This window comes from Paenibacillus sp. UNC451MF (assembly GCF_000686845.1).
Lineage (GTDB): Bacteria > Bacillota > Bacilli > Paenibacillales > NBRC-103111 > Paenibacillus_S.
Genome location: NZ_JMLS01000003.1, coordinates 80,543 through 105,161, shown reverse-complemented (window position 1 = coordinate 105,161; position 24,619 = coordinate 80,543). Strand labels below are relative to the sequence as shown.

The 24,619-nt window shown below is 44.8% G+C and carries 23 protein-coding genes; 5 read left to right on the top strand and 18 right to left on the bottom strand.

The genetic code is table 11. The features are described 5' to 3' along the window. Positions 1–6: 6 nt before the first annotated feature. Both BP97_RS0106110 and pyrH read left to right on the top strand, forming a co-directional pair. Entirely contained in the window at positions 7–1,185 is a 1,179-nt protein-coding gene (locus BP97_RS0106110; protein ID WP_028548299.1) for a M20 family metallopeptidase, read from the top strand. Positions 1,186–1,406: 221 nt separating this feature from the next. Further along, positions 1,407–2,147: a UMP kinase gene (gene pyrH, locus BP97_RS0106105; RefSeq protein ID WP_028548298.1), complete on the top strand. Its 741-nt coding sequence runs from the start codon at positions 1,407–1,409 to the stop codon at positions 2,145–2,147. A gap of 19 nt (positions 2,148–2,166) precedes the next feature. On the opposite strand, the gene BP97_RS0106100 is transcribed toward pyrH, so the two are convergent. The 3 genes from BP97_RS0106100 to BP97_RS0106090 form a co-directional block, all read right to left on the bottom strand. Further along, the gene (locus BP97_RS0106100) at positions 2,167–2,889 is read right to left on the bottom strand and encodes an amino acid ABC transporter ATP-binding protein (protein WP_028548297.1); all 723 of its coding nucleotides are present in this window, start codon (positions 2,887–2,889) and stop codon (positions 2,167–2,169) included. Next, positions 2,882–3,562: an amino acid ABC transporter permease gene (locus BP97_RS0106095; protein ID WP_028548296.1), complete on the bottom strand. Its 681-nt coding sequence runs from the start codon at positions 3,560–3,562 to the stop codon at positions 2,882–2,884. The genes BP97_RS0106100 and BP97_RS0106095 overlap by 8 nt, the downstream gene beginning before the upstream one ends. 87 nt (positions 3,563–3,649) lie before the next feature. Continuing rightward, on the bottom strand, positions 3,650–4,489 hold the full coding sequence (locus BP97_RS0106090; protein ID WP_028548295.1) for a transporter substrate-binding domain-containing protein: 840 nt from the start codon (positions 4,487–4,489) through the stop codon (positions 3,650–3,652). Between the two features lie 163 nt (positions 4,490–4,652). Between BP97_RS0106090 and BP97_RS35470 the strand changes: the two genes are divergently transcribed. Continuing rightward, positions 4,653–5,555, top strand: coding sequence for a DMT family transporter (locus BP97_RS35470; protein ID WP_036745586.1), 903 nt, complete (start codon positions 4,653–4,655; stop codon positions 5,553–5,555). Positions 5,556–5,654: 99 nt separating this feature from the next. On the opposite strand, the gene BP97_RS35465 is transcribed toward BP97_RS35470, so the two are convergent. The 11 genes from BP97_RS35465 to BP97_RS40595 form a co-directional block, all read right to left on the bottom strand. After that, a complete protein-coding gene (locus tag BP97_RS35465) occupies positions 5,655–5,993 on the bottom strand; it encodes a hypothetical protein (RefSeq protein WP_051620408.1) in 339 nt (112 codons plus the stop codon). A 147-nt stretch (positions 5,994–6,140) separates the two neighbouring features. After that, entirely contained in the window at positions 6,141–6,353 is a 213-nt protein-coding gene (locus BP97_RS0106075) for a YezD family protein (protein ID WP_028548294.1), read from the bottom strand. A gap of 63 nt (positions 6,354–6,416) precedes the next feature. Continuing rightward, complete coding sequence (locus BP97_RS0106070; protein ID WP_028548293.1) at positions 6,417–7,226, bottom strand: alpha/beta hydrolase; 810 nt, start codon at positions 7,224–7,226, stop codon at positions 6,417–6,419. Positions 7,227–7,245: 19 nt separating this feature from the next. Beyond that, the gene (locus tag BP97_RS0106065) at positions 7,246–8,307 is read right to left on the bottom strand and encodes a sulfate/molybdate ABC transporter ATP-binding protein (protein ID WP_028548292.1); all 1,062 of its coding nucleotides are present in this window, start codon (positions 8,305–8,307) and stop codon (positions 7,246–7,248) included. Positions 8,308–8,313: 6 nt separating this feature from the next. Beyond that, positions 8,314–9,198 (bottom strand): sulfate ABC transporter permease subunit CysW, encoded by an 885-nt coding sequence (gene cysW / locus BP97_RS0106060; RefSeq protein WP_028548291.1) that lies wholly within the window; start codon positions 9,196–9,198, stop codon positions 8,314–8,316. 89 nt (positions 9,199–9,287) lie between these two features. Continuing rightward, on the bottom strand, positions 9,288–10,124 hold the full coding sequence (gene cysT / locus BP97_RS0106055) for a sulfate ABC transporter permease subunit CysT (RefSeq protein ID WP_028548290.1): 837 nt from the start codon (positions 10,122–10,124) through the stop codon (positions 9,288–9,290). Between the two features lie 51 nt (positions 10,125–10,175). Next, positions 10,176–11,267 (bottom strand): sulfate ABC transporter substrate-binding protein, encoded by a 1,092-nt coding sequence (locus tag BP97_RS0106050; RefSeq protein WP_028548289.1) that lies wholly within the window; start codon positions 11,265–11,267, stop codon positions 10,176–10,178. Positions 11,268–11,522: 255 nt separating this feature from the next. Beyond that, positions 11,523–11,981 (bottom strand): Fur family transcriptional regulator, encoded by a 459-nt coding sequence (locus tag BP97_RS0106045; protein WP_028548288.1) that lies wholly within the window; start codon positions 11,979–11,981, stop codon positions 11,523–11,525. A 57-nt stretch (positions 11,982–12,038) separates the two neighbouring features. After that, on the bottom strand, positions 12,039–13,079 hold the full coding sequence (locus BP97_RS0106040) for a CobW family GTP-binding protein (protein ID WP_028548287.1): 1,041 nt from the start codon (positions 13,077–13,079) through the stop codon (positions 12,039–12,041). A gap of 172 nt (positions 13,080–13,251) precedes the next feature. Continuing rightward, positions 13,252–13,620 (bottom strand): GIY-YIG nuclease family protein, encoded by a 369-nt coding sequence (locus BP97_RS0106035; protein WP_028548286.1) that lies wholly within the window; start codon positions 13,618–13,620, stop codon positions 13,252–13,254. Between the two features lie 179 nt (positions 13,621–13,799). Beyond that, complete coding sequence (locus BP97_RS40595) at positions 13,800–15,140, bottom strand: globin-coupled sensor protein (RefSeq protein ID WP_028548285.1); 1,341 nt, start codon at positions 15,138–15,140, stop codon at positions 13,800–13,802. A gap of 227 nt (positions 15,141–15,367) precedes the next feature. Here BP97_RS40595 and BP97_RS35460 point away from each other — a divergent pair, with 227 nt between their 5' ends. After that, positions 15,368–16,711 (top strand): hypothetical protein, encoded by a 1,344-nt coding sequence (locus BP97_RS35460; protein WP_036745585.1) that lies wholly within the window; start codon positions 15,368–15,370, stop codon positions 16,709–16,711. Between the two features lie 110 nt (positions 16,712–16,821). Beyond that, positions 16,822–17,466, top strand: coding sequence for a PAQR family membrane homeostasis protein TrhA (gene trhA, locus BP97_RS0106020; protein ID WP_028548284.1), 645 nt, complete (start codon positions 16,822–16,824; stop codon positions 17,464–17,466). A gap of 74 nt (positions 17,467–17,540) precedes the next feature. Here trhA and BP97_RS0106015 read toward each other — a convergent pair whose 3' ends face one another. The 4 genes from BP97_RS0106015 to BP97_RS0106000 all read right to left on the bottom strand — a co-directional run bounded on the left by BP97_RS0106015 (position 17,541) and on the right by BP97_RS0106000 (position 24,549). Then, positions 17,541–19,928, bottom strand: a complete 2,388-nt coding sequence (locus BP97_RS0106015; protein ID WP_028548283.1) for a type IA DNA topoisomerase — start codon at positions 19,926–19,928, stop codon at positions 17,541–17,543. Positions 19,929–20,075: 147 nt separating this feature from the next. Then, positions 20,076–21,893, bottom strand: a complete 1,818-nt coding sequence (locus BP97_RS0106010; protein WP_331281300.1) for a cache domain-containing sensor histidine kinase — start codon at positions 21,891–21,893, stop codon at positions 20,076–20,078. After that, positions 21,893–22,912 carry a response regulator transcription factor gene (locus tag BP97_RS0106005; protein WP_028548281.1) on the bottom strand — a complete coding sequence of 340 codons (1,020 nt, stop codon included), beginning with the start codon at positions 22,910–22,912 and terminating at the stop codon, positions 21,893–21,895. The genes BP97_RS0106010 and BP97_RS0106005 overlap by 1 nt, the downstream gene beginning before the upstream one ends. Positions 22,913–22,980: 68 nt before the next feature. After that, entirely contained in the window at positions 22,981–24,549 is a 1,569-nt protein-coding gene (locus BP97_RS0106000) for a type 2 periplasmic-binding domain-containing protein (RefSeq protein WP_028548280.1), read from the bottom strand. Positions 24,550–24,619: the final 70 nt, after the last annotated feature.

The following is a 24,619-nucleotide window of genomic DNA, read 5'->3' as shown; positions in this document are numbered from 1 at the left end:
GAAATCATGAAAACAACAATCGCAGCAACCATCGATCAACATGCAGATAGCTTCATCCAAATCTCCCGGTTTATCGGTGAAAACCCTGAGCTAGGGCACGAAGAATGGCTGGCCTCTCGCCGACTGATGGATGAGCTAAGGGTTCACGGGTTTGAGATTCAAAATCCAGTTTTGGATTTGCCGACTGCATTTATGGGTACATACTCGAGCGGAAAGCCGGGCCCTATCGTCGCTTTTCTATGCGAATATGATGCACTAGCCGACCTTGGACATGCCTGTGGTCATCATATCATAGGAACCATGGGTATCGCTGCGGCAATTGGGTTAAAATCAGTAATCGACGAGCTGGGCGGTACGATTCGCGTTTACGGTACGCCGGCTGAAGAAACTAAAGGAGCCAAGGTACCCATGTCGGCAGAAGGCTTATTCGATGACGTCGATTTTGCGCTGATGGCACATCCTTATTATACATATGAAAAGTCCGGAGAATCGCTGGCCATGGATGCCATTCAGTTCGAATATTTCGGCAAAGCAGCTCATGCCGCGGCAAGTCCTTATGAAGGTGTCAATGCTTTGGATGCCGTCCTGCTTCTTTTTCAATCCATCAATGCATTAAGACAGCAGCTGCAGAGCCATGTTCGCATCCATGGAATTATTCCTGAGGGCGGGAAAGCAGCTAATATTATCCCGGACTATGCATCGGCACAATTTTATGTACGGTCGTCCAACCGTCCTTACACCGATGAAGTGGTGCAAAAAGTGCTGCGTTGTGCCGAAGGGGCAGCTATCCAAACGGGATGCGCACTTAAAACCTCGAATTACGAGTTCTCCTATGACGAGCTGATTACCAATCAGACGTTATCCGACCTGTTTACCAACAACTTAATAGCAATGGGCGTTAAAGAGGAAGAAATCCAGTACGGTAAGGATCACGGCTCTGTCGATCTCGGAAACGTATCGAGACATTGTCCTACTATCCATCCTTATATCAAGGTTGTTGATGAGGTCCACCTGCTTCATACCAAAGAATTCCGCGACCTGGCGATGAAGGACCGAGCTTTTGATGGAATGCTGCTTGGCGCTAAGGTATTGGCCCATACAGCTTATGATGCGATTGCCAACCCAGACGTATTGAAAGCGATCCGTGATGAGTTCAAAAAAAGCATACATTCTGACTTAAAATAATAATTGAAAAGCTGTTCCTCATCTGCTATGCTACTCTAAATGGTTAATTTAGGAAGGAGCCGATGTCATGAATCCAATTCTTGAGTCGTTCAGGTCGTCTAAGCTGCTCTTTCCTATTTCATATGATTTCGTTTATAAGAACTAAGGCCCTGTGCTTTAGTTCTTTTTTTTGCCCAAGGTTTAAAGTCCAAGTGATCTCATTCATTGTGGAGGTGCTATCCATGTCCAAGTACAAACGCATTTTGATCAAGCTTAGCGGTGGAGCTGTTGCCGGAGGTAACGAGTTTGGATTCGATCCAGATCGGTTGGAGCATATTGCGAAGGAAATTTTGGCTGTAGTTGAAATGGGAATAGAGGTTTCTATCGTTATCGGCGGCGGGAATATTTTCAGAGGCAATATGGCTGAACATTGGGGCATTGAGCGTGTTGAAGCGGATAATATCGGGACATTGGCCACGGTCATTAACAGCTTAATGCTAAGAGGTGTTCTGAAGCATAAAACCGGCAAAGAAGTCCGAGTAATGTCATCTTTCCCTGTGAACTCCGTTGCGGAGCCCTACATTCGATTACGAGCTATCCACCACTTAGAGAAAGGGTATATCGTTATTTTTGCTGGAGGTAATGGTCAACCCTATGTCACTACGGATTATCCATCGGTGCAGCGCGCTTTGGAGGTGAGTTGTGACGCTATTCTGGTAGCTAAGCAAGGGGTTAATGGGGTATTGGATAGTGACCCGCGGACAAATCCGTCTGCAAGGGCTTACGCCACCTTGCCATACGATGAAGTATTAAATCAAAATCTGACCGTTATGGATCAATCCGCCTTTATATTGGCGAGAGATTATAAGCTGCCAGTATTCGTCTTCAACTTCGATCAGGCGGGTTCCATGAAAGCAATATGCGAAGGAGAGCCGGTTGGAACCGCGATTTATCACGGCGCTCCTGTCGCTTATAGAAAATAAGGATTTTCAGGCGGTCAGGCTAAAGAACCTTGCCCAGAAACTCTTTCGTTCTAGCTTGCTGGGGATTCGAGAATACTTCTGTCGGATTCCCCTGCTCGATAATTTTGCCACCATCCATGAAGACGAGACGGCTGCCCACTTCACGTGCGAACCCCATCTCATGCGTAACAACTATCATCGTCATTCCATCCTTAGCGAGCTGCTTCATGACATCAAGCACTTCTCCGACCATTTCCGGATCGAGTGCACTAGTAGGCTCATCGAACAGCAGCATGTCAGGGGACATTGCTAATGCACGGGCGATGGCGATTCTTTGTTTCTGACCGCCGGACAGCTGCCCGGGATACCGGTCTGCTTTGTCCGTCAATCCGATTTTGCGGAGAAGGTCATGAGCAATTTTGTTCGCCTCGTCTACGCTCATTTTCTTAAGCTTACGAGGAGCCAATGTAATATTTTCCAGAACAGTCATGTGAGGAAATAGATTGAACTGTTGAAATACCATCCCCATCTTTTGACGAAGCTGATTAATATTCGCTTTTCCTTTAAGCAATGAGGTTCCTTCAAATATGACGTCGCCTCCTGTCGGCTGCTCCAACAGGTTCAAGCAGCGCAGAAACGTACTTTTACCTGAGCCGCTAGGACCAATGACAACAACGACTTCCCCTTTTGCAATGTCAATATCGATCCCGTTTAGAACGACATTGTCCCCAAATGATTTGCGCAAATCCGTAACTTTAATCAGAAGTCCTCATCCTCCTTTCGGCAATTCCGAGAATTTTGGATAACGTGAAGGTGATGACAAAGTAAATGATCGCAACGATGATAAGCGGCTCAAACGGACGGAATGAGTTCCCGCGAACCGTATCTGCATTGTACATCAGTTCACTAATTCCGATAACGGAAACGATGGACGATTCCTTAATAATGACGATAAACTCATTACCCAGCGCAGGAAGCACGTTGCGAATCGCTTGAGGCAAAATAATAAACCGCATGGCCATGCTGTGAGGCATCCCTAGAGATCTAGCAGCTTCCATCTGACCTTTATCGATAGCTTGAATACCTGCACGGAACGTTTCCGCAACATATGCGGCGCTGTTTACTGAAAGTGCCACGACTCCCGCCATAAACTCGGGAAATGCCGTTCCGAGTGCAGGGACATCCGGAAATTCGATCCCCAGCTTCGGTAACCCGTAGTAAAACAAAAACAACTGGACCAACAACGGAGTCCCTCTAATGAACTCGATGTATGCGGTAGCGATCATTTTCAAGGGAGCTATTCGGGATTGGCGCATCAAAGCCAAAATAACTCCGAGAATAACGCCGAGGATGACGGTAAACAAAGACAACAGCAAGGTTACCTTGGCCCCGTTCAAGAAGAACATATAATACTTAGGCAAAAAAGAAAAATCCACCGGATCGGCTCCTTCTTCATATTGTGATAAACCAAACAAAAACCCGTCGGGTATCCGCACAGGTTTTTGTTTGCGTGCTTGATCTTATTATTCCACCAAATCGTTGGCTTCCATTACAAATTTATCCACGGTCTTATCATTCATCAGCTTGTCCAACGAAGTGTTCATAGCGTCCACTAAATCGGAGCTACCTTTCTTCACTGCAATCGCAGAACCACTGTCTTCTGTCGACAATTTGATATCTGAGACGACCAAGTCTGGGTTTTTAGACAAATAAGCCGTTGCTACTGGCAGTTCTACTACAAGTGCGTCCGTTTTCTTATTTTTCAAATCCAGCATCAAATCGGATATTTTACCTAAAGACTTCATTTCCGAACCTGGCATTTGCTTGGTTACGATTTGTTCTTGAGTTGCGCCTTTTTGTGCTCCAACTCTCTTGCCTTTCAAATCGTCAACCGATTTGAATTTATCTTTGTCTTCGGCACGAACTACAGTCGTTTGAACAGCAGTGTAGTAAATTTTGGTAAAGTCTACACTTTGCTGACGCTCCGGAGTCGGTGTCATCCCGGAGATGATGAAATCGATATTGCCGGCTTCCAGTGCAGCAAGCAAGCCTTCATACTTCAAGTCCTTGATTTCAAGTGTCACACCCAGATCCTTAGCAACGGCTTTTGCGATTTCGATATCGAAGCCAACGATCGTATCCTTACCGTTCACTTCTTTATGAAACTCGTAAGGAGGATAATCGGCGCTAGTACCTACAACAATTTTGCCCGCCTTTTTAATTTGCTCAAGCTTCGTTGCTTTCGCCGCTTCCGGCTGTGCACCGTTCGAATTAGCGGAATCAGCAGCAGGCTTTTGTCCGCACGCCGAAAGAACCAAAACTAGACTTAACAACATAAGAATAAGAGCTTTAGATTTAAACATTGGTCAATTCTCCTTTCTAAATAACTTCAACATTATATCCCACATACCCCTATTTGACAATAACGTTATATTGACTATAAATATGAGATCTAATCTAGCATTTTACCCTTATAGTCTAGTATAATAAAAAGGTTTTGAAGCAGCTACTATCGGGGGAATAGCAATGAATACCAGCAAAAGAAGTCCTGTCCCTTTATGGATAATATTTACGGCAGGGATTATAGCCATCTCGTTCTCGTCCATCTTCGTCAAGCTTTCTGCTGCACCCATATCCGTATCTGGGATGTACAGGCTCTTTTTCACGAATCTTCTAATGTTACCTATTATGTGGAAGTATATTCCAGAAATAAAAAAGTTATCTGGAAAGGATTGGTTATTTCTAATTGGTTCCGGCATTGCCCTGGGTTTGCATTTCTTACTGTGGATGGCGTCACTAAGATATACTTCCGTGGCAAGCTCAACTGTATTGTTAACCTTGGAGCCTATTTTCGTTCTTGCGGGGGCATTTTTGGTTTATCGTGAAAGAACAACCGCAGCGGCTGTTGCCGGCATCTGTCTGGCTGTGTTCGCCGCGATGATGATTGGGGCGAAAGATTTTTCAATTTCGGGGACTGCCTTACAAGGAGACCTCCTCTCGCTCTTGGGTACCGCGGCCGTAGCCGTTCATATGTTATTAGGTCAAAAGCTTAGCAAGCATATTTCTTCGTTGTTATATAGCTTTGTCGTTTTCTTCGTGGCAGGTATTTGTTTTGCCATTTACAACGGATTTAATAGCTATTCTTTTGTTCATTATTCGTTCAATGAGTGGGGTTTATTTTTGCTGTTAGCTTTGGTGCCTACAGTATTCGGGCACATCCTATTCAACTGGCTGTTGAAATATGTTAATGCCGCATCTGTATCCAGTGCTGTATTGGGTGAGCCTATAGGGGCGACACTTCTAGCGTGGATGATGCTTGGGGAGTCCATCAATTGGGTTCAGATTCTAGCCGGATTCCTTCTCATTCTTGGAGTGTGGGTCTTTTTGAGAAACAATCACGTTCGTTACGAGCCGCAAAAAGCGCATTAAACTTTTGAAATATGGAATTACAAAAAGACAAAGCGCCCAGGCTTTGTCTTTTACATTCCTTTCCCTGTATCATCAGGTATAGGTACATAGTTCGATATATTATTCCGTTAGTAAGCTCTGATTAAGAAACACCGGAACAGGAAGATGGATAAAGTCATATAGCTGCTTCGTTACGCCGCCTTTGCCAAAGCGAAGGATGCTCCCGGACGTTCGTTCCTTCTCGCTTTTTTCTCGAATCAGATTCAAGAACGAAACTGTTGCACTCCGTCGCTGGAGTACATCCCGGTAACCGAAATTATAGAGCCACTGATCGATTGTGTTATAAATCCCTCGATTTAAACCAAACGTTTGAAAGCAATACGTGACAAACTGAATATCCGGCAGGTTCAATACTTCCGACTCGCTCAATTCCGCCCACGGCTCCACATTGGCTATCATCGAATCCAACTCCTCTTTATTAGAATCCCATTGCGAATCTATCTAACAAAGAGACTGCTCGATTCTAGTTAGCGAATCCGCCAAAGCACTGCGAATCAACTACTATTCTCGAACAGTCTCCGGTGTACCGGTAGACAACCGTCTGTTTTACCCTTTGCGCCGGTTTCCTTGATGTCTTGCATCTACCACCTGCTGTTCTCTCAGCGCCACTTCGGATTCAAATCTTTTGCGCTCTGTTCGTTCGATTTGAACGATTCTACCATCATGTACAACAATTTGTACGGTTCCATATTCTAAGCCATTTACAGAGTTCACAATTCTGCTGCTCCAAACTTCATCGATTTCCAACGGTTTTGCCATTTTCAATCCCTCCAATTTATTATTCCTATGTCTTTTATCGGATTAAAATCTAAAAAAATAAGGTTAAATCGTCCAGTCATACCAATCGTTTCTGCGTTTATCTAAGGACAAGAGCCAATTTTTCGTTGCTGAAATCAATTGAATATAGGCTTGACCCGATGAATACGTATGATCCGCTTGAAAAATAACCTCTTTATCACACTGACCTTGAGATCTAAGCCAAAAGAGCTTCTGATACAAGAAGCAATAATCAACTGGAATCACTTCATCGCTTGTTCCGTGAACCACTAATACATCTCCAGAGAACTTCCTGGTTTGTTCCAACGGCTGATGCCCTGCTAACGACTCAAAGTAGTCTGGTTTAAATGAATAACCCAAATAATCAGTAGAGCCTAATTGTACCGCTTCTTCATATGATTTTTTACCGATAATTTTCAAAATATCATTAAAGGGATGAGCAACGGCTGACCATAACACTAACGATTTAATTCTCTTATCTCTCGCTGCTGTAAGTACGGATACGGCGCCTCCCAAGCTATGTCCTAACAAAATGAGACGGGTTGGGTCTACGCAGTCAATCTGTAAAGCATAATCAATGACCGTGCGTGTCTGGTCGATCATAGCATCGATCCCACCGGAGCCATATTCACCCGTGCTCTCGCCGCATCCAGCATAATCAAAGCGTAATACCATATAGCCTTGGTCGCTGAATTCTCGTGCCGCTTTGACAAACAGCCGATCCACACCAACCCGATTGCCTATAAATCCATGCGCAATAATAATGATTGGATTCTTGGATCCGGTTGATGCCGGATAATGAAGAGTTGCCGCCAGCTCCGCATATTCGCTTTGTATTGTGATGTGATGTTCCATTGACAACTCTTCCTCTCGATTAAATGTGTACCGGTAGCGGATCGATTTTCAAACCGTTCTCAACCGTTAGATTTTCCTGATCATTAAACAAATAAACCCTATGAATAAGAACATGCACGGGATCACCCGGCTTGATCGTCTCCTGCTCCAAGGACCTGTAGGCATACACGATCTGGTTGCGCACCTCAACTTCTACCTGCCAATTGGTACCACGGAAATATATATTTTTCACAGTGCCAATTTCCGATGCGGATGGAAACGATATTTCATTAGGAAACCCAATTTCAACAAACTCGGGCCGAATAATGGCTTTAGCGTTCTGTAAATCGGCTTTTTCAAAGCCTTTGAATGTGCTTATGTGGGACAGACTGTTCGACTCTCCGATAAAGCCGGCAACGAATGGCGTCTCAGGATTTTGATAAATCTCAATCGGTGAGCCCTTTTGCTCCAACGTGCCCTGATTAATAATCATGATTTGGTCGGCTACCTCGACGGCTTCCTCCTGGTCATGTGTAACGAAGATAGTCGTAATACCGACCCGATTGATCATATCTTTCAGCCATGTACGAAGCTCTTTGCGGACCTTAGCATCAATAGCGGCGAAAGGCTCATCCAGCAGCAGCAGCTGAGGTTCTGGAGCGATGGCCCTAGCGAAAGCCACCCTTTGACGCTGACCGCCTGATAGCTGGTGTGGCAGCCTTTTCTCCAGTCCCTTAAGCCCAGTAAGCTCAATGAGCTCACTGACTCGGGCTTTGATCTCCTGCTTGGAACGCTTTTGTACCGATAAGCCGAAGGCTATGTTATCAAACACGCTCATATGACGAAACAACGCATAGTTCTGGAACACAAAACCGATGCCGCGCTCTTGCGGAGGGAGATGGTTTACTTTTTTACCATGAAACAAAATCTCTCCGGAGTCTGGTTCCTCTAACCCTGCCAGCATACGCAAGATCGTTGTTTTACCGCCACCGCTTGGCCCGAGCAGCCCAATCAGCTTCCCCTTTTCAATCTCGAAACTGACATCTCTGGTAGCTTGAAAGCGGCCAAAGCTTTTCATCAAGTGTTTGGCTACAATATGCATGCTCCCTTACTCCCCTTCCTGCTGCTTCGCACCGTTAAATTTCCATTCGATGACCGACTTCACCACAAGCGTGATAACCGCCAGCAGAACCAATAATGATGCCATAGCGAAAGCACCGGCAAAATTATATTCGTTGTACAAAATTTGAATATGAAGCGGCACTGTGTTCGTTGAGCCTCGAATATGCCCGGATACTACAGATACTGCACCAAACTCGCCCATCGCTCTCGCATTACATAAGATAATGCCGTATAATAGCCCCCATTTGATGTTCGGCAGCGTAATTTTCCAGAAGATGCGCCAGCCCTTCGCTCCAAGTGTAACCGCCGCTTCCTCTTCTTGAACCCCTTGCGCCTGCATCAACGGAATCAGCTCACGTGCTACGAAGGGAAACGTAACGAACACCGTTGCCAGAACAATGCCTGGCAGTGCAAAGATGATTTTGATATCATGTTCTCCGAGCCATGGACCGAACCAACCCTTAGCTCCGAACAATAAAACATAGATTAGACCGGAAATAACGGGTGAGACAGCAAAAGGTAGATCTATCAGCGTGATAAGCAGATTCTTGCCTCTGAATTTGAATTTGGTGATAGCCCATGCCGCCGCTAATCCGAATACCAAATTGAGCGGAACGGCTATTGCTGCCGTCATTAAAGTTAGTTTTATAGCTGCTGCAGCATCAGGATCGGAAAAAGCTTTAAAGTACACCTCGCTGCCCTTTCTGAATGCCTCTACAAACACGGATACGAGAGGAAGCACCAGCAGTAAGCCTAGAAATAATATTGCAATGGTAATTAAAATCCATTTAACGACCGCCGGTTCGGTTATATGCCTTGGTCTATCCGTTGCACCCGAACCTAATTTCACGGTTGCCACATATCCGGCCATGGGGGACCCTCCTAAAAGTTTTTGCGTAGCAAAAACTGACTTCGTAAGCGATGCTGGTAAGCGTTACTGAGTTTTTGGTGTACAAAACGTTAACTCGTAACATTCAGGCGGTTCGCCCGCCATTGAATAAAGTTGATGATAAGAAGCATAAGGAATGAAATCACCAGCATAACCAGTGCAATAGCCGTCGCACCCGCATAATCGTACTGCTCTAACTTGGTCATGATGAGCAGAGGAGCAATCTCGGTCTTCATTGGCATATTGCCAGAGATGAAGACAACGGAACCATACTCACCAACCGCTCTGGCAAAGGCTAGCGTAAAGCCGGTCAATAATGCAGGGAGCAGTTCGGGGAAAATAACCTTGGTGAACGTCTTCCACCTGCGAGCCCCCAGACTGACCGCCGCTTCCTCGATTTCCTTCTCCAACTCTTCAATGACCGGTTGGAGTGTACGAACAACAAATGGTATGCCGATAAAGGTAAGTGCCAAAGCTATTCCGATGGGTGTGAAGGCCACCTTAATTCCTAAAGGCTCAAGAATACTGCCAATCCATCCATTCTGTGAATAAATCGTTGTCAGCGCTATCCCTGCCACTGCTGTAGGCAGTGCGAAAGGCAAATCAACCAGGGCATCAATAAATCGTTTGCCGGGAAAAGAGTAGCGGACTAACACCCAAGCCACGATAAAGCCGAAGATTGTGTTGACCAACGCGGCGCCGATCGCCGTACCGAAGCTGATTTTGTAGGATGCAATGACACGTGGATCCGTAACCACGTGCCAGAACTGCACCCAAGTCAATCCGGAAGTTTTAATGAAGATGGCTGATAACGGAAAGAGGACGATTAGACTTAGATACAACACCGTAAAGCCCATTGACAATCCGAAACCGGGTAAAATACTTCGCTCTTTCCAACCTTTTGCCATGGATTTCTCTCCTCTGACTCTCAGACTCTTTCATCTATTCTCTATCTCTCATTAAGGTTTATAGATTTGGTCAAACACGCCGCCATCACTAAAATGCGTTTTCTGTGTTTTCGTCCATCCGCCAAACGGCTCATCGTCAATCGTAAACAAGTTGACTTTGCTAAACTGGGATTCATATTTTTTGGCTACCGATTCCAAACGCGGACGGTAATAGTTTCTTGCGGCAATGTTCTGGCCTTCTTCGGAGTACAAATATTCCAGATAAGCTTGCGCCACTTCACGTGTTCCTTTTTTATCGGCGACTTTATCGACAACAGCAACCGGAGGCTCAGCCAATACGCTAATGGATGGAGTAACAATCTCGTATTTGTCTTTACCGAATTCGTTAATAGACAAGTATGCTTCATTCTCCCAAGCAATCAATACGTCACCAATGCCGCGTTGTACAAACGTGGTTGTTGAATCACGAGCTCCGGAGTCCAATACGGGCACATTCTTGAACAGCTTTTGCACGAAGTCCTTAGCTTTAGCTTCATCCTTGCCATACTTTTGGTAAGCATAGCCCCAAGCGGCTACATAGTTCCAACGAGCTCCGCCAGATGTTTTCGGATTCGGTGTGATAACCTGCAGACCCGGCTTGATCAAATCATCCCAGTCCTTAATCCCTTTCGGATTTCCCTTCTTCACCAAGAACACGATAGTTGAAGTGTAAGGAGAGCTGTTGCTGGCTAGCTTCTTCTGCCAATCCTTCTGAATTAAACCTGCTTCTTGTATGGCATCAATATCATAGGCGAGAGCCAGTGTAACTACATCAGCATCCAGTCCATCAATAACCGAACGCCCTTGTTTACCTGAACCGCCATGCGATTGCTTGAACGTAACGGTTTGGCCCGTTTTATTTTTCCAATAGGTAGCAAATGACTTGTTATAATCCTGATACAGCTCGCGTGTTGGATCATAGGATACATTGAGAAGCTCTACAGGCTTAGCTGCTGCTGTTTTATTATCTGAGCTTCCTGATGGAGCCGTGCCTGCTGCAGGCGTTCCTGCACCTCCTCCGCACGCGGTAAGACCTAGTAACGATAAACTAACTAAACTAACAACGGACCACTTTTTCCAATTCAACAGGCTTATATTCGACATATTTTATTTCTCCCCTCATCTATTAGGACACAGTCGAACCATATGTAATCTGTTGTCGGTTAAGGACTTATGCCCTTACCTCGGTTTGAAATCTCCGGTGGTCCGGTTGATTAACTTTTATTCCGATCTGATTACTATGATTTATAGTCAGTATATTAGCACCGCTGGTGAAATGTGTCAATTGTTTTTTTTCTTACTTATGAAACCAACAAAAAAACCTTCAGACCCGTGGGCCTAAAGGTTTTTAGGATTGCATCATTGGTTTGTTGCTTTAGCTGAACATTCGTTACAGTAACCGAAAATTTCAAAACGATGGTTCATAATTTGAAAACCCTCAGGAAGACTAGGAACATCCTTCATAGGACAAAACTCGAAGGTAATGGTCTTCTCACATTGAAGGCATATCATATGATGATGATGGTGTGATTGGCAGCGTGCACGAAATTTAACGCCTTCATTCAAATAAAATTGCTCCAGAACGCCCATCTCGCTCAACAGTCGAAGGTTCCGGTATACCGTATCAAAGCTGACGCCAGGATATTTTTGCCTCATGGACTCATATACATCCTTCGGTGACAAGTATCCTTCGGCCTCTGCAAACAAGGCAGCTAAGCTTTTACGTTGATCCGTAATTCTCCAGCCTTTATTGGCCATGGCACGGACCATTTCCTGAATGGTTTCTTGCGTATGTTGTTCATGCTCATGATTTGACATATTTATCCCTCAATTTACGCATACTTAGGTTAATAATGCCCGATTTTGCCAATAGAGTCAATCCTTTTGCTCCAACGACGCCAATTCTGCTGCTAGTCGCTCTTTGGAGAAATGCTCTCCGATAAACACAGCGACATTAGGCAAATCTTCTTTAGGGGTAATTTTCACAAAATCCATCTCACGATAAGCATACTGGAATAAAAATAAGCTGGCTGTATCCGAAAAACGAAGAATGCCTTTAGCCCGATACACTTCTTGCGGCAATCTGCCGACCAACTCCTCAAACTGCTCACTATCAATAGGACGGCTGAAATAATGGGTGTAAACCATCACATGATCGTGTGAATGATGTGCATGTCCATGGTGGAGTTCATCATGCTCGTGATGATGCGTCGGATCGGTGCAAATACCGCTCTCCCCATGTGCATCGCATTCTGAGTGACCTGCTTCTCGATGTGCATGCTCAGTTGCGCTTACGGTTCCAGCGGCTTCCGTTAGCCTGTCGAATAAAGTCATATCAACTTGGCAGCGTACTGTTGCTGTCATAGGAGCAACGGGATTAAGCTCGCGGATCCCCTGCTCAAGTGAGGCTATAGCTTCCGGTTGTATCAAATCGATTTTATTTAATATAAGCTGTGTTGCACAACGGATCTGATCCTGCATGAGACGAAAGGTTTTGCTCTGTCCACCTTCATGCTGTTTCTGGAATTGTGCTGCATCGATAACGGTAATCACCGACTTCAGCTCAAGCTCTGTTAATAACGAAGCATCCGTTACTCCGTCCAAAATTTCAATCGGGTTCGCAGCCCCCGTACATTCAACGAATATGACATCAGGATCGTTATCCCTTATCAAATCACGCAGCTCAAGCCCAAGATCACCCCGGATCGTACAGCAAATACAGCCGCTAAGCATCTCTGTCATCGGAACGTCGTCCTCCACCAGCATACCGTCCAAATTGACATCACCAAGTTCATTCATGAGCACTGCAGGCTTCTTACCGCTTTGCTTATAATAATCGATGGCCTGCGATAGCAGGGTCGTTTTACCGCTGCCCAAAAATCCGGACAAAATGTGTACGGGTACAGCTTTTTTCATGACGCTATCTCTCCTCATCCATCAGCAAAAAAATTGTGTATAAGAAAATTGTAGCTCGTACCGGAACCAATGTCAATTATAAGTAATTATTTCTATTAACAATTTTCATTAGTCAATAAAAAAGCACTCGATCTATTTTAGATCAAGCACTTTGCTTAGACATGAAACTAGATTATCTTCGTTCTCTTTCATGTTCCCGGTTATATCCGCGCTCACCAAAGGGTTGAAGCTCCTTCAGCCACTTTTCCTCCAGCTTGCCTAACGCTTCTTTAGCATTAAAGTAAGGATCATCCTCTTCTATTTTTAACGGCTCCAATAGCTCGATTACAAAAGCAGCTTCACCGTATTGTTTCCATTCCTTTTGAAGCTGCTTGTTATCATGTGAACCCATTTGAAGCGAAAATCGTTTGCCGTTCAACGAATTCATGTTAGGAGTGCTAGCGATAAGCATCTTTCCATTCTGCGTATTTTTTATTTGGTATACACCGGCAACGGTCTTTATTTCTTTATACTGCATCTGAAGTTCTTTTCTCCGATTCACGACAACCTCTCCTTTCAACTATATAATAACAAACATTTTTATATTTTGTCTATATTTTAAATAACCATTTACCTTTAACGTCTAATATACAAAAAAAACACCCTGCCTAGAGTTCAAAAGCGGTTCCGCTTCTAATCCTCAGATCAAAGGTGTGATTCAGCATTTCATATTCTGTTAGATTACAAGCTAATAGTCGCTTGATTTAAAGTTTCTGCAGACTCCGCCACCTTGCTTGTGGCTGCCCCGATCCCTTCAATAACCGTCACAAGCAGCTCCAGCTCCTGCTCTACCTTGGCAACCTCATGAATGCTCCGCTGCATTGTTTCGGTTATATGATTAAATACGTTACGCGCATCCGATGACTCCTCCTGCCCTTTCTCGACAAGCTGCTGTACCTCAGTGATAGATTGGACAACATGGTTAGAGTATTCTCCGGTTTGTGCGATGAATTGCGATATTTCGTTTACCGCTTGCTTGGTATCCTCCGATAGCTTTTGGACTTCACTTGCAACGATCGCAAAGCCTCTGCCGTACTCTCCCGCCCTGGCAGCTTCTATGGATGCATTCAAAGAAAGCAGCTTCGTCTGATCCGCGATATCCTGTACGATGCGTATAATATGTATAATATTGCCTGAAGATTGATTAAGCTTGGTGACCATTTGCTCCATATTTAAGGTACTGTCATGGATATGATGAATACGCTGCTCCAGCTGCTCAATTCTTTCCAGTCCCTGCTTAGAGAAATTCTGAGATTCCTTGGACTTGGCGACACTTTCGAGGAACGTGGAATTCAGCTGGGTACTGCCTGTAACCAGCTCTTGTACGGAGTTACTCGTCTGTTCAGTCATTTGTGCCAGCTCCTGGCTGAATGCGGTGATCTTGCTCTTCAATTCCTCTTTAACTTCCTGATATTGAAGCTCTTTGAGCTTCGTGTTTTCTTTTTCATAGGCCTCCAACACGATTTGCTGCTCGAAACTGAGGAGCTTGGCGATAACACTGCCGATTTCAACCGTCTCTTGGTTATTCGAGGTATGGTTATTTATCATTGATAGCAATGTATTTTGCAGGTTCTGAAAAGCACCCATATACCATTTCGGTTCCAACCCGATACGCTGATGGACACTTGCGATTTTGAGCCGCTTCTGGATAAATTCCTCGTCAATAGTTCCGCTGAACATTTCAATAAGGTGCATTTTTAGCGTTTGCTTCAGACGTTCCACTGTGCTATGTTCAACAATAATGCTTCTCAGCTTTTCCACATCAATAACCGACTGATAAAATTGATCGGTTATTTCATCAATATGCTGCTCTATCAATGGTTGTAATGCCTTAAGCACAGATAAATCTTTTTCACTTAGCCCGATCATTCTCATCTGTGCAAATATTTCCGTCTGAGTATCGATCTGAATGGATACAGACTCCATGTCTCTTTTGGTTAGCCATCCGTCCTGCTGATTTGGTCCGTCCTGTGAAGGCTTTCCGAACAAACGAGAAAACATTTGCTGTTTATATGGCTTCATAGCTCAAGCCACCCCCAATTAAACAAGTATATTTTCTTTTTACATTTCGACAATTTTCTACACTTTCCTTCCGCTTTGCAAGAAATATTTTCTAGCGATTTTTATTTTGTTTTTAAGAGATGATCTGCTTATAATCGACTATTTCGGTTCCTATGAACATATGTAGCTGTATAAACTTTTTAATCCTTCGTACCTGATCGGCAGCTGCAACGAAAGAGGTGACACAGATGAAAAACCTGTTGGGCCCATCCATACAAATCGATCCGACCTTTCCATACTACTTAAATCGTTCTCCACAAAGTATTGCCGATGAGCTAAGGATTGCCGACTACAGGGTTGTCCATTATTTTGTAACTGACGAAACGAAAGTGAACGGCTCCTTACTGGAGGAGCTCCAAAAACAGGGCTTCGCCGTGTGGGCAACTGTCCTTGGCAATGGCACTTATACGACAGCACATCTGCCCGAAGATTGGTCGGATTGGCAAATGACTCTATTGAAGCCGGTCAACGACGGATACTACCGTCTATCTCCATTCAGTTACCGTTACGTGACTTGGAAAAAGCATGCGCTAGCCGAGTTGGTTAAGACATATCCTTTTGACGGCTTAGAGGTAGCAGAGCCTTATTTCCCGGAGTGGAATGGCTTGTCCAGCGGAGTATACGGAGATGTTGGCCCTTACGCCAGAGCAGCCTTCAAACAGCAGTATGGCTCGGACATCCCGGATTTCAAATATGCCTCATCTCCTTTGTTTTATAAAAATAATCCGATCCTTTACCGACAATGGGTCGAGTTTCGGGTATCAGCTGTAAACCGTTTTTTGTTCGAATTAATCAATGGAAAAGATGGAGTAAGAGAGGTCAGACCCGACCTTCGCATTGCCACATGGTCTTTGGGGGTCGATGCTGGGCCTGATTCGGTGCAAAAGCTGCGGGAATATCAGGGAATCGATGCCGCGGCTATGATTTCCTATGTAAGACCGGATGTACATTTCATTCAAACACATTGGCCGGACTGGATGCGTTGGAGGCTCCCTGCTGACTATATTACGCGTTATGAGCCTTTTGCCGCTCGTATACGCTCACTTCATCCGAACCTCCCGTTAGGAATTCAAACCGACATCGGTTCATTAAAAAATATGAGACGCAGTCGCCAGTGGCTATTGAAGTTCGTCGAAACCTCAGATAAATTGGGGTACGCTTCATGGACAGCTTATGAATATCATCTAGGCAAGTATATGTATGATGAAGAACCAAGAGCTGTTAGTGCAGAAAGAATAGGCCACGACAAGCTGCAGGTACGATTTCAAAAAAGAATCGATTCTGAATCCGTACAATCGGCCGTGTTTACTGTCATCATCAACGGTAAACAAGCACATGATACTCACATTTTATTGAAAGAGGTCGATGGGAATCGTATTTTGTTATACAGTACGAACTTCCCGAGAGAACGGTTTCAGCTTTCAATGATAAACATCAAGGATACACCACAGCTCTGGTTATTCCCCTCAAAAAAAGCCAATCAAACACCCATTCCATGTCTGGTTACTGTAGAAGCAGCCAACGAGTCGTAACGATTTCCATGAAGCTATTCTCTGCTCAGCGTAAAATAACTCTTTCCTGGGAACGATAGAATAGGTTGGCAACAGCTTATTCATACAGCGTAAACAGGAGTGGACTATATATGAATGCAACCTCGTGGAAGGAAGAGAGGGCTAATGCCCTAAGTCATGGATTCGCAGCCGTGTTAAGCACCGCTGCGCTTGTCGTGCTGCTGCAGCAATCGCTTAAAAACGGAAGTATGATGCACTTATTAGGGAGTACTGCTTTCGGCTTCTCGCTCGTAATTTTATACGTCTGTTCTACTTTATTGCACAGCGCAACTCAGGAGCGAGCCGTTGCACGCTATGAAATGCTCGATCATGCGGCAATATATTTACTTATAGCAGGAACGTATACCCCTTTTCTTCTCGTTATACGTCACGATTCTGTAGGTATAGGGATGCTGATTGGAGTTTGGTTGCTTGCCTGTATCGGTGTGACATTAAAGCTCCTGTACCCGGGGCGTTACATGACCTTCTCCATTGGTCTATATCTTCTCATGGCCTGGCTTATCGTACTCATTATTCGGCCTTTGCAGCAGGCTCTGTCTCTGGAAGGCATGGTATGGCTGCTCGCCGGGGTGTTCTTATACAGCTTCGGCAGTATTTTTTATTTTTGGCGTAGGATCCGTTACCATCACGTTATATGGCATTTGTTTGTCACAGCGGGCAGCTTGTGTCATTTTATCGCAGTGTACGTGTATGTGCTGCCTTTACTGGCATCCTAATCAAAACAATGAAAAGGACGTTCTCTAAGGATGAATTATACTTAGGGAACGTCCTTTTATCTTATATGGGTCAATTAATTGGGCATAGGCTCGATAGCTAGCTTGCCCGTATTTCTGTCCACTAGTACTATCCGCCCTTCTGTAGCTCTTCCATTCTCGTCGGTTAAGGTCAATCTGGCGGTAGCGCCCTTTTCTATTAAAAAACGTACGGCCGTATCTGTTAATACGGCTCCGAAGCTGTTCTTCCAAATCACAAATCCACAGCCGGATTTGTATTCGGTGCAGCCATAGCCTCGCTTGCCCATTATGATGCGCCCGTTACATCCGGGCCTTGGGCATGCCGCTATGCCCGGCTTAGTCACCGTAGCGGTCACCGTTGGCGCTCCGCCGCCTGCTCTAACCGCGGGCTCGGCCGCGGCGGCGCTTGCCTCAGGCGCCGCGCTGCGTCGCGTTCGCGAGCCGCCGGCTGGCGCCTTAGCCGCGGCATCACCGCTGCGCGCAGCACGGGTGCGCTTCGCCGCCGGCGCTGCTGTGTTGCTGCCGACGGCAGCTTCAGCCTCGGCGCCGCGCTTACGCGTCCGCTTGGCTGCGCCTGCGGACGGTGCATCTCCTTCGAAGGCTTGCTTCGCAGCCTTCGATTGTACTCGAACCTTATCGACGATCAGGTTCGTGAATTTCTTTACATTGGCCATGAACGTCTCATCCGAGGCCACTCCGCGAGCGATCTCATTGAGCCGCCGCTCCCACTGTCCCGTCATCTCAGGCGAGGTAAGAAGATCAACTCCCGCTCCACGGACGAGCTCAATTGCCGTACGTCCCTTTTGCGTGATCACTATACGCTTGCCCTGCATGACGATATAGCCTACCTGCTTCAGCCTCTCAATCACAGAAGCACGAGTGGCGGGGGTACCCAGTCCCGAATCCTTCATTGCATCTCTAAGTTCTTCATCCTCAACCTGCTTGCCGGCCCCTTCCATCGCTTTAAGCAGAGTTCCTTCGGTATAAGCCTTAGGCGGCTGAGTCTCTTTCTCTTTGGCAGTGATTTTGGAACATTTTACCGGAACTTCGGGCTGTAATGTGAATGCAGTGCTTACCTCTTCCTCAGGCTCTTCCTCTTCAGACTTATCTGCTTTCCCTTTGGATTTGGGCTTATCCTTCTTCTGATCAGCATAGATAACCTTCCAGCCTTCAGATAGGAGCTGCTTAATTGTGCTTTTGAACATCTCCTGCTCTACTTCGGTCAGAACGGTATGAATTTTGTATTCTGCCGGAGCATAAAAGTGCGATAGAAACCGCCGTACAATTAAATCATACACATTCTGTTCATCGCTTGATAAACCGCTCGCCTTTTTGTGCGTAGGCAGTATTGCGTGGTGATCCTCTACCTTGGTGGGATTGCATACCGCCTTATTATTTTTATGCACCCTGCTTTTTTCAGCGTTCTCTACCAAATGACTGTAGGCAGTGCCTCTTAGTTGATCCAGCGAGCGATGCATTTCAGGTATGTTCTGCTCGGTTACATAGTTAGAATTAGTCCTGGGATAGCTGATAACCTTATGCTTCTCATAAAGCGCTTGAGCCAGATCCAACGTCTTTTTGGCTGAGTAGCCATATTTGGCATTTGCTTCCCGCTGCAGCAGCGTCAAGTCATACAGCTTAAAAGGATACTCCTTCGTATCCTTCACCTCGTAGCTAGCAACCTTCCCCTGCTTGCCCTTTAGCTTCAGCACCAGCGCATTGGCCTTCTCAGGATCCGTTATTCGCTCTCCTTGCCATAATCCCTTATACTCCGTATCCGCTTGCTTGAACTGAGCTTCCACATCATAAAACTTATTGGATTGGAACGCCTCGATTTCTTTTTGACGATCATATAAAATGGCCAAGACCGGTGTCTGTACACGGCCTACTGACAGCAGCTCATTATGCTTTGTCGTAAAAGCCCGAGAACCGTTCATCCCAATCAACCAATCGGCCTCACTTCTTGCTTTCGCCGCCTTCGTCAAGTTCTCATATTCCGAGCCTTCTTTAAGCTCAGCAAATCCCTTACGGATTGTTTCCGGCGTTAAATCTGAAATCCAGAGCCGCTTGACCGGATGCATAAGCTTCAGATGCCTTTGGATTAAGGAAAAAATATGCTGCCCCTCGCGCCCGGCGTCGCAAGCATTTACTAATTGCCCGCTCCGCTTCGCCAGCTCTGCGATAACCTTTAATTGATCTTTGGTTTTGAAATTGGGCACAAGCTTAAACCGATCGGGAATGATCGGCAAATCGTTAAAGTTCCATTTTTTATACTTATCGTCATAGGCGTCCGGTTCAGCTAACCCAATCAAATGACCTATCGCCCAAGTAATGATGTACTGCTCACCCTCTATATAAGTACGGTGATTTTTAGCTTTTGAATCTATTGCGGCAGCAATGTTCCGACCCATGTCCGGTTTCTCCGCAATGATAAGAGTCTTCAAAACTAGTATCGCTCCTTAAAAGTAAAGAAGTTATTTCACTCATCGTAACGAAAAAACAGTTCTTTGTAAACCGTCTCAAGACTTAGATAAAGAAAGCACCCGCACCGGCTTGAGAAATATCGCCAGCTTGAACGAGTGCTTAATCTGTTATTTTGGATTCGAAATTGGCATCCGCATAATGATTTTGGTGCCTTCATTTTCTTTACTTACTATACGAAGGCCGTACTCTTCTCCGAACACCATTTGAATACGCCTGTGCACATTCATCATTCCAATTCCGTTGGTAACCTTCTCACTACTGCCTACCGTATCCGTTAAACGATAAGTCTCCAGCTTATTGTTAAGCTCTTCAAGCTTTCCCTCTGGAATTCCAGCCCCGTTGTCTTCAACGCTAACCCAGAATATATCTTCATCAATGCCAGCATCGATACGAATAAAATGATGAGGCTCCACACCATCAGGAAATGCGTGCTGGAATATATTTTCCACAAGAGGCTGCAGTGTTAACCGTACCATCTTGTGCAGCAGAAGATTAGGCGGTACCGCCGCGTCTATCTCAAATTCGTAGTCAATCCTGTGTTTAAGAATGGTCATATAAGTCAATATATGCTTAAGCTCATTGGCAACCGTTATTTCTTCTAGGTTCGTCTGTACCGAATATCTAAGCATATAAGCCATAGCCTTGACAATCTCTGATATTTCATCAGAATCCTTCAACGCAGCATAACAAGCGATGGTTTCCAATGTGTTATACAGAAAATGAGGATTAATCTGCATCTGAAGCGACTGAAACTCAGCCTTTTGGCGCTCCAGCTGTGTTTCACGATTTTGCAGCTCCGCTTCGTATACTTGTTTTACCAAGTCGGAAAGACGCTTGACCATCAGATTATAGCTTAACGTCAACTCATCCAATTCATCCTTTGGTTCATTTGAACTTACCGGAATCGTTATCCAGTTCCCTTTTTCCGTCTGTCTCATTCCATTCTTCAACACGCGAATAGGACGTGTTATTGAGCGGCCAAAACGATTCGATAGCCAAATAGCAACAACTAGCGTAATCAATCCAACCAAAATGGTAGTCGTACGAATGCTTGCGATCGGTTTTTTCAACTCGTCAAGAGGCATCGAGACAACCAATGTCCATCCAGAATATTCGGAATCACGACTCACGTACATGCGCTTTTTATTGCCTTCCTTGCTTTCGAACATTTGCGCGTCCGATTGGTCGAGCTGCTCTTTTAATTTGGCGGAGACCTGGGTTCCGATCATCTCTTTTTGTGGATGGTACACAATCTCTCCGGATTCATCCAGTATGAAGAAGAAACCATCCTCTCCAAGGTCAATCCCTCCCCAGAGGGTCGCCAAATCTCTGATTTGCACCTCAAATGCCAATATACCGCTATATTCCGGCGAGCTCAGCCCTCTTATTTTTCGAGCAAGCGTAATGACGCTATTTTTGCGTTCTGGCTGGATGGTTGTGTTCAGCGCGCTTAATTGACCGTTGTCTTTGGTTTTTTCCTTTAACATAGCCAGACGCTTAGCGGCCTCCGTTGAAGTAAGCGGCTGATCTGAACCTCCCCCGTTAAAGCTGAAGATAGAATTGCCGTTATAACTAATTATATACATGTTCACGATCTCAGGGCTTCTAATAAAGATCGGCTTTATTCCATATTCTTTGATGGATGAATAAAAACTGTAATAATCGTATCCGTTAAGCGGCGGCATGTCCAAAAACTGCTTAACATCTTGATTTGAGAGAAGCGATGACATGGAACGATCGTAATTTTGCAAATATAAATCGGTCTGATACATCGCATTGTTTACAATTTGTGACATGTGCCTGCTGCTAAGCTGATCCAATTCGTTCGACGATCGCGTATAGGTGAATACGCCTACCGACGTTAAGGAGACAACAATAACAACTAGAAAATAAGTTAACAGCTTACGGGACAAATTCCATTTCATCATTTAATCCCCAAAATGCTGCGATATTCGGAAGGCGAATAACCTGTCATTTTTTTAAACATTTTTGTAAAATGAGGGTAATCCTCATATCCCACCTCTGCTGCTATATCGCTCATTTTCATATGAGGAACTGCCATTAGCTTCTGAGCAAGCTCAATACGCCTCTTAATCCGATATTGTACGAACGTTTCATTCGTCATTTTCTTGAATAAGGAACTAAAATAAGTTGGCGTCAGTCCAACCATCTCGGCGACTTCCTCGAGTGTTATTTCCTGTGATAAGTGACTATCGATATAACCCTTGGCTTCCTTCATCGGGTCTTTAAAATTACCGCTTCTTTTAATCATCAAGTCAGAAGTCAGTTGTTTTAGCTGAGTTTCAAAAAGCTCCAATGCGTCCTCCCTCGTCAGGGGACGTGTCTCGTTCTTCTCAACGGTCAATATCATAGATTTCTTAGCCATTCGCTTCACAAGCATATTGATGCATTCTTCTAACAATTCCTTTAACTGAACAACATTCAATTCCGATTGAAGACAGTACTGCTTCCACTGCTCGGTCAATTGGTTGATTTCGTTCAGGTTCAGCATCCAAATCGCTTGTTCTACCTCTTCAATCCACTCTTCATATTTGGTTAAAGATACGAAGCTCCTGGCTTTGGACCTCATCAGGGCATCCAGCACTTCAATCACATCGGATTTGGTAACGGGCTTCAGCAAATAATGCTTCACCCCATAGGACATGCATTTTTGCGCATATTCAAAGTCCGAGTATCCTGATATGACAACGATAGGGATATGGCTGAATTGCTCGTGAAGCTGCTTGCATAGCTCCAAACCATCCATCTTGGGCATTCGGATATCCGTAAAAATGACATCTGGGACTTGAGAACGGATAATTTCCATAGCTTGAACACCATTTGCCGCTGTATGAATATGGGATTCAGGCAAAGGATACTGTTCGGCCATACGCGCTAATCCTTTGCGATTGATGGGTTCATCATCCACAATTAGTAACTGCATCCTGTTAATCCCCCTTCTTATAAAAACGGGAAAAGCATCCACCCTATTGCTAGGGCAGATGCTTAGCACTATTTTTGATTGCTGAATACGGAAACGCCGTCTTTCTTATTGTATCTCTCTGTAGCTTCTTTAATAATTTCGTTTCCGCCTTTTGATTTGTACTCTTCAATAACTTTCGGCCAATCGGAGATCGGTTCTTTACCATATACCATTTTAACCATGTGGTCAACGATTAATTTAGGACCCGTATCACCAAGTGGAGTCAAGTCTGGATATTTGGAGAACGATTTCAAGTCCGGGTAGAAGCCGATACCGCCAAGACCTTCTTTGGACAAGATGGTGTCAAACGCTTTCAAAGTATCTTGACCGTCTTTGCTTTGCTCCAATTGCAACTTGTTGTAAGTCGAATCTTGTCCAACCCACAACGTTGAACGCCATCCTTCTTCATCTTTTTCATCTTTGTTTGTTGGAGCTTTGTAAGCAATTTTACCATTGCTTACCGTGTAATTCTCGCCTTCAACTCCAAGGCTGAAGAATTTAGCAGCTTCTTCGGTTTGCATCCATTCGAAGTATTTCATGATGCCGATCGCTTTATCTTTATCTACGCTCTTATTAATGTAGAACGTACGAACCATTGGAGAGTACAAGAAGTAGCCGGCTTTGCCTTCAGGACCTGTCGGTGAAGCGATTACATCAATCTTTGCATTAGGATCAACTGCTGTAATATTAGTTCTGAAACCGGATAATCCACCGCTTACGTTAGCAGACCACATTCCCGCTTTACCAGCGTTGATGTTTTTGCTATAGTCCGTGGAAGAAATTGTTGCAAAGTCTTTCGGAATCAAGCCTTCATCGTACATCGTTTTCAAGGTTTGAAGAGCTTTTTGCATGTTCTCTACATCGAAGAACTTCGGTACAATTTGATCGCCTTGTTTTTCAAATTGATCTTTGTAAGGAAGTACATCGAAGGCTCCGAATACTGTATCCGCATACTTGAAGTTCTCACGCATTTGGTAAGGGTTTTCAACTCCGAGCTTCTTAAAGGCACGCATGACGTTCACGAAATCGTCGATCGTCTTAGGTACTGGAAGTCCTGTCTTCTGCAGCAAGTCTGTACGGATATAAGTTCCGCGACGGGATGGATTGGTCAAGTAGTCTGGAATGCCATAAATTTTACCATTATAGGTTACCGAATCCCATGCCGCTTTAGGTACATTCTTGTAAAGTGTAGGAGCATATTGTTTCAGCAAGTCGTCTAATGGTTGAAACACGCCTGCTTCAACTGAACCAGCCATATCTTTTCCTGTTGGCAAGTCCAAGCTACCCAATACATCAGGAATATCGTTCCCTGCAAACAATACACTCATTTTTTCCCTTTGAATCAACCTTACATCGATTTCGGTATTGGTCAACTTGTTCAAGCGCTGAACCCATTTCTCTTTGCTCAAATCAGGTTGCTTTTGGCCGTATCCGTCACCAGTTGTAGTAGGATATGAAATCGAGAATTTCAACGGACCTTTAGAAGCTGCGGGAGCGCTTCCTTTGTCTGCATCTTTCGTGCCAGCACCGCTGGAGCAGCCGGCGATGGAGCCAACTGCTAGTACGGATGCCATAACTAGACCTACTGCTTTTTTCATGTTACCCCTTCTCCCTTTTGAATTCTAACAATCGAATTGATTTTGTGATTACGTTTACATTGCTATTATA